This is a genomic window from Actinosynnema sp. NPDC020468 (assembly GCF_040642015.1).
In the GTDB taxonomy this organism is placed as follows: domain Bacteria; phylum Actinomycetota; class Actinomycetes; order Mycobacteriales; family Pseudonocardiaceae; genus Actinosynnema.
Genome location: NZ_JBFAEO010000016.1, coordinates 56,018 through 62,304 on the forward strand (window position 1 = coordinate 56,018; position 6,287 = coordinate 62,304).

Here is a 6,287-nt window from a genome sequence, read left to right on the forward strand (position 1 = left end):
CCGCCGTGATCGCGACGGTGCGACCAGGTCGCGCACGTGGTCAGGCCCTCACCGAACTCGTGCATCTGCATGAGTACATCCGGGTGACTTTCGCGCACAGTGCACGCGTGGAACAGGGGTGGGCGCACGACGTCGCCGTGCTGGTGCTCGCCCACGACCGGGAGGTCGGCGAGCTGCCCTCCGTCGTGCCGGTCGACCAGGTGTTCGTGGTCGGTCGCGACCTGGACCGGGCGCGCGCGGCCGGCGCGCGGGTGGTCGAAACCCTCGCGGACCTCGACCGGGCCGCCGCCGTGGACGCCGGGTTGCGCGCGTTCCGGCTCGCGGAGCGGTTCCCGTTCGTGCTGGTGGTCGACGCCGGCGTGCGGATCGACCCGGCCTTCCTCGACCACGCCCGCCCGCTGCTCGACGCCGCGGAGTCCGTCGACCCGCACGTGGTCGTGCCCGGCTCCCTCCCCGCACGTGCCGTCGCGGTGACGGAACGCCTGCGGACCCGGCACCCGTCGCTCTCGGTGGCTCGAGGGGCGCCACCGATCGCGCGGTTGTCCCGGTCCGCGGCGCTCGGTCACCCCGACGGCCTCGACTCGCCGGGCGCGTTCAGCACCCGGTCGGTGGTCACCGCCGACCGCGCGCACGACCCGGCGTGGTTCTGGCGCGAGTTCCGCGGCGGCCGGCTGCGCGGTGATCGCGTGGCGACGGGCTACGCGGTCGGCCGGGTCGTCGCGGCGGTCCTGATGGTGGTGTGGCCGGTCGTGGTCGCCGGGCTGGCGGTGCTCGACCCGCGGGCCGCGCTGGTGGCGGTGGCCGTCGTCGTGCTGCCGGACTACCTGGTCACCCTGGTCGTGGGTCGGGTGACGCCGGCGGCGCTGCTCTTCCCGCTGCGCCGGGTCGCCGAGTCCTGGACGTTCCTGCGCTCGTGGCGCGGGGCGCCGCCGACGCCGCTGCCCCGGACCTGGCTGCTGTACCCGCTCGCGGCGGCGGCCCTGGTCTGGCGCACCGCCACCGCGTCCGTCCCGCCGACCCCGACCGAGCCGGCCCTGGTCGACGCCGCCTACGCCGGGCTCGCCCCCGACGTCACCGCGTGGCAGCTGCGCGCCTACACCTCGCTCACCGACGCCTTCGCCCGGCACGACTCGACGCTGACCGCCGCCCGCGAGCTGTCCGCCGCGGCCCTCGTGGTGACCCTGCTCGCCCTGGCCGCGGTGACCGCCCTGCTCCGCGTCCGCCCGTGGGTGACCGCGCTGGTGATCGCGGCGACCGCGCTCGGCGGACCCGCCGTGACCGCCCTGGCCCCGATCGGCCCGGGACCCCTGGTCGGGATGTGGCTGTCCCTGACCGCGGCCGCCGGGTTGGCCGCCGTGGCACGGCGCAACGCCGTGCTCGGGCTGGTCGCCCTGACCACCGCCGTCGCCGCGCTGCTCACGGCCTGGCCCGCCGGCGGCCCGACCGCGCGCGGCGCCCTGACCGTCGCCCTCGTGCTGATCGCCACGGCCCTGCTCGCGACCGCGCGCCGGGCCGCCGTCCTCGGTCCGATCGCGGTCCTGCCCACCCTGGCCGCCGTCGCCGCCGCGTGGCCGGCCGAACCGCCGTCGGTCCTGGCGGTACCGGCGCTGCTCGCGGCGGCGGGCGCGGTGGCGGTGCCGTGGTTGCGGCCCGTCGTCCCGGTCGTCGTGGTCGGGGCGCTGACCGGTGGCGCGCCGCTCGTCCTGGTCACCGCCGGGCTGGTGGCGGTGCTGCTCGACCACCTCCTGGACCGCCGACCGCGGGCCCGGGTCGGGGTGGCCGTGCTCGCGCTGGGCGTCGCGGCGCTCGGCGTGGTCGTCCCGCCGGTGGGCCGACCCGGTCCCGACCACCGCGCCATCGCCGCGTGGGCGAGGGCGAACCTGCCCGAGGACGCCACGCTCGTCGCGCCCGCCGGGTTGTGGTCGGACCTGCGGCGCGACGGCGTCCCGGTGCGCGCCGCGACCGACGCGCCCGGCGACCTCGTGCTCACCTCGGCCGTGCCCGAGGGCGTCGAGCTGGCCCGGTTCGGCGATGTCGCCGTCGTGCTGCCCGACGCCGCGAACCCGTACCTGGACCCGGCGAGCCGGGCGCGGGCCGGTGCTCAGCTCGCCGACAACACCCGGCTGCACGCGAGCGACGAGGTGCGCGAGGCGTTGCGCGGCGGGCGGGTCGACCTGCGGGCGATGGCGGTGCTGGCCGGGTTGTGCCGCGAGCACGACGTGGTGCTGACCTCGACCGGCAAGCCCGCGCACGAGAGCACGTCCGCCCTGCCCGACCGGGTGCTCACACTGTCCACATCGGACAGTGCCGCACTGGCCGAGTGGCTGCGCGCCCAACAACCACCGTTCGCGCCCGACGACGTGCGGACCACACCCGACGGCGTCGCGGTCGGGTGGCGCCTGCCCGCCCTGACCGGGACCACCAAGTGAGAGGCAGTCCGATGCGCTCCACCGCCCTGCTCGCGTGCGCGCTGCTGGCGCTGCTCGTGGCGCCGCCCGCCCAGGCCGCGTCCGACTGCTACCTGCGGCTGGCCCATCTCTCCCCCGACACCCCTCCGGTCGACGTCACGGTCACCTCGTTCGCCCGGCCCGACTGGTCGGTGACGATCAAGGGCGTCGCGTACGGCGCGCTGTCCGGCTACCAGCGCATCGAGTCCGGCACCTACACCGTGGCGATGCGGCCGGCCGGCGCGGACCCGGCGAGCGCGCCGGTCATCTCGGCCACCCTCGACGGCGAAACCGGCCGCGCCTACACGGTCGCGGGGCTCGGCAAGTACGCGAACCTGGCGCTGGACGTGCTGGCCGACGACATCACCCTGCCGCCCGCGAACCAAGCCCGTGTCCGGGTGGTCAACGCCGCGCCGCTCGCGGGCGGGTTGACCGTGAAGCGGGACGGCGCGCCGCTGGTGGAGAAGGCCGCGTTCGGCGTGGCGGGCGACTACCGGCTGGTGGCGGCGGGTCGGACGGTGCTGCGCCTGACCTCCACCCAGGGCGCGCTGACCGACCTGCCGGTGACCCTGGAGGCCGGATCGGTCTACAGCGTGCTGGTGCTCGAACACGACGGCGTGCTCAGCGCCGAGGCCAGGCAGGACGCCAAGGGCGCGGCCGTCGTCCCCACCGGCGGCATCGAAACGGGCTACGGCGGCGCGGCGTGGACGTGGTCACCGGCCCTGCTCGCACTCGCCGCGGCGGCGGGCGGAGCCCTCGTCCTCGCCCTGCGCCGCAGACCCGCGTGACCCCGCGCCACCGGGCACCGGAGGCCCCGCACACCGGAGCCGTGCCGGCGCACCGCACACCCCACGACCCGGCCGTCCGCGCGACGCCGAGCGTCCCGACGCCCGAGTCGGGTCGGGTGCCGCCCAACCCGACCACCGACGCCATCTCCGAGGCCGCGACGCGCGCTTCGGCACCGGCACCGCGAAGCCCCGCACCACCGCCGAAGCGGCACGGGCCGGCGCACCCGTGGCGGTGGCTCGCGGTCGGCGCGGCGGTCGTGGTCGCGGTGACCTCGTTCGTGCCCAACCCGGCCGTCGTCGCGGGCACCGCCACCGGCGAGGTGCTGCCCAGCTGGTCCAACATCCCCGCGCCGACCGCCGCCGTCGCCCGACCCACCAGGGTGCGCATCCCCGCGATCGGCGTCGACAGCGCGATCGTGGACATCGGCGTCGACGCCACCGGCGTGCTCGTGCCACCCGAGGGCCCGGACGTGACCGGCTGGTTCACCAAGGGCTCCGCGCCCGGCGACGTCGGTCCGGCCCTGCTCGCGGGTCACGTCGACTCGCACGCCGGACCCGCCGTGTTCTTCCGCCTCGGCGACCTCGGCCCCGGCGACGAGGTGCTGGTGGACCGAGAGGACGGCAGCACCGCGAAGTTCACCGTCGCCACGACCACCCGCGTGCCCAAGACCGCGTTCCCCACCGACCTGGTCTACGCACCGGTCCCCACACCCGTGCTGCGCCTGGTGACCTGCGGCGGAACGCTCGACACCGCGGCGCGCAGCTACCGGGACAACGTGATCGTCGAGGCCGTCCCGGAATGATCTCGAACCGGCACCGGCACCCGGTGCGAACACCGGTCGATGGAACCGGCGGGCGACAGACGGCGCGGTGTCGGCAGGCGGCGTGACGACCTGCGCAACGCGGCGATCGCGCACGCCCTCGACCGGTACGCGAACTCGGTGTCCGAGGCGGTGGCGGCACTGCGGGCGGACCCCGGCCTGCCCGCGAGCACGGCGGCCCGGCTGGACGACCTCGACCGCGAGCTGACCCGCGTGCTGCGCCGCGCGAACACCGCCGAGGACGCGCACGCGCACCACCTCGCCACCCACCTGACCCGCCGCGAGTGGCAGTGCCTGCGGCTGCTCGCGCAGGGTTTCGGCACCTCCGCCATCGCCGAGGGTATGGGCGTGTCGACCACCACGGTCCGCACGCACATCCAGTCGCTGCTCGGCAAGCTCGGCGTGCACTCCCGGCTCCAGGCCGTCGCGCTGACCGCCCGCACCTCGCTGCTCGCCGCCGAGCCGATCAGGCCGACCAGGTCCGCAACAGCCCACCCGCGACCTCCGCGAACGCTCCCGTGAGCGGCGCGAACGCGGTCGGCCGGAACCCCTCCACGACACCGGTCCTGGTGCCGCCGTCCCAGGTCTCCAACCCGCCCTCCGCGCCCACGTGCAGCAGTCCGTGACGACCCCACAGCGGCCCGGCGGGCACGTCGAGCACGGCGACCGGCTCGCCGTGCCGGTACACGCCGACCCCGTGGTCCTCGCGCACCGCCACCGTGTCGTCGTCCAACCACGCCATGGGCACGTTCCAGTCGTCGTTGCCGGTGCCCAACCACCGGCCGTGCTCGGCGGCGAAGGTGTCGCCCCCGAGCCAGCCGCGCACGTCGACCACCGTCGGCACGCCGATCGGGTGCCACACCCAGCCGTCGTCCAGCACGTGGGTGCCGGACGGGTTCGGGAGCAGCGCGCCGTGGTAGTAGTCGAGGTCGTGCTCCTCGGGCACCTCGCGCGCGGTCAGCAGCCGGCCCTCGGGCAGCGCGAAGGCGTCCAGCCGGTTCCACGAGGTGCCCACGACGAGCGTGCGGGCGTCCGCGAACGCGAGCGGGTAGCGGGTGGTGAAGTGGTCGGCGTCCTCCTCCCGGTCCAGTTCCAGCACCCGCGCGCCGGTCACCAGGTCCACCACGACGCCGTACCGGCCGTGGTCGGTGACGACGGCGGCGAACCGGCCGTCCGGCGAGGTGTGCAGGGCGGGGCCACGCTGGTGGCCGACGAAGTCCTCGGGCTCCTCGGCCGGCAGGTCCACCGCGAGCGGCGCGCCGGAGGGCAGCACCACCAGACCGGCGGCGGTCAGCGCGAGCCAACCGGTGGGCAGCGGGGCGAGGCAGCGGGCGTTGCGCGGCACCGCGTCGGTCGGGGTTTCCTCGATCACCACTGAATAATCCCGGTGGGCGCAACCGGAAATGGCAATGGTGCGACCAGCGGTGGCAATTTCGGAATGGCCCCATCGTCGGATCAAGTGCCCGTCGACGCCGCATTACGCGGAGCCGGACGCCGACCGTCAGTGGTCGCCTTGATGTGTTGGGGTGGTCCACTCGGGTCAACGGGGTGAGGCCGATTGCTCCGAACGCCGTCGCACGATGAGTTGTCACCATGCGAAAACTCCTCGTCGCCGCGTTCGTCGCCCTGCTGGCGTCGATCACGGTGCTGGTCTCCCCCGCCAGCGCTGCCCCGTTGGACATCACCTGCGTGGGCACCACCTCCACCTCCTACTCCCCGCCCCTCACCCTGGACAGCCGGGCCACCCTCGTCACCGAGACCACGATCCTGAGCCCGTGCGTCTCCGCGACCACCCCGGCGATCAACGCCGGCGTCTCGGTCAAGACCACGAACGAGAACCTGAGCTGCCTGTCGCTCGGCGGCGGCGGGTTCAACAGCCAGACCATCAGCTGGAGCAACGTGACCACCAGCAACTTCGGCTACAACAGCACCGTCACGACGCTGCTCGGCAGCCGGGTGGTCACCAAGATCGGCGTGATCGGCTCCGGCACGTTCGCGACCGACACCGCCGTCCTCGTCCTCACCAGTCCGGCGCTCAACCTGCTGGACTGCACCCCCTTGGGCGGCGGCATCTCCGTCGCCACCGGAACCGCCACCCTGGAGATCACGTCCGTGATGTGACCCCCTGACCGGGAGCGGGGGGGGGGGGGGCGGGCCCCCCCCCCCCGCGGGCCGCCCGGAGCGCGCCCCGACTGGGATGGTGTAAGAGCAAACGAGACCGGGCCCCCGAA

Annotated in this window: 6 protein-coding genes; 5 read left to right on the forward strand and 1 reads right to left on the reverse strand. The window is 75.3% G+C overall.

Going from position 1 to position 6,287, the window contains the following annotated elements:
- Positions 1-107 precede the first annotated feature (107 nt).
- From AB0G50_RS14155 to AB0G50_RS14170, 4 genes are read left to right on the forward strand one after another with little or no spacing between them, the layout of a single operon-like run.
- Complete coding sequence (locus tag AB0G50_RS14155; RefSeq protein WP_360107081.1) at positions 108-2,429, forward strand: hypothetical protein; 2,322 nt, start codon at positions 108-110, stop codon at positions 2,427-2,429.
- Positions 2,430-2,440: 11 nt separating this feature from the next.
- Positions 2,441-3,235 (forward strand): DUF4397 domain-containing protein, encoded by a 795-nt coding sequence (locus AB0G50_RS14160; protein WP_360107084.1) that lies wholly within the window; start codon positions 2,441-2,443, stop codon positions 3,233-3,235.
- Positions 3,236-3,276: 41 nt separating this feature from the next.
- A complete protein-coding gene (locus AB0G50_RS14165; protein WP_360107087.1) occupies positions 3,277-4,038 on the forward strand; it encodes a class F sortase in 762 nt (253 codons plus the stop codon).
- 39 nt (positions 4,039-4,077) lie between these two features.
- Positions 4,078-4,578 carry a helix-turn-helix domain-containing protein gene (locus AB0G50_RS14170; protein WP_360107090.1) on the forward strand — a complete coding sequence of 167 codons (501 nt, stop codon included), beginning with the start codon at positions 4,078-4,080 and terminating at the stop codon, positions 4,576-4,578.
- On the opposite strand, the gene AB0G50_RS14175 is transcribed toward AB0G50_RS14170, so the two are convergent.
- Positions 4,523-5,428 (reverse strand): hypothetical protein, encoded by a 906-nt coding sequence (locus tag AB0G50_RS14175; RefSeq protein ID WP_360107093.1) that lies wholly within the window; start codon positions 5,426-5,428, stop codon positions 4,523-4,525. The two genes, AB0G50_RS14170 and AB0G50_RS14175, sit on opposite strands and share 56 nt — an antisense overlap.
- 221 nt (positions 5,429-5,649) lie before the next feature.
- On the opposite strand from AB0G50_RS14175, the gene AB0G50_RS14180 reads away from it, so the two are divergent.
- A complete protein-coding gene (locus AB0G50_RS14180) occupies positions 5,650-6,177 on the forward strand; it encodes a hypothetical protein (protein WP_360107096.1) in 528 nt (175 codons plus the stop codon).
- Positions 6,178-6,287: the final 110 nt, after the last annotated feature.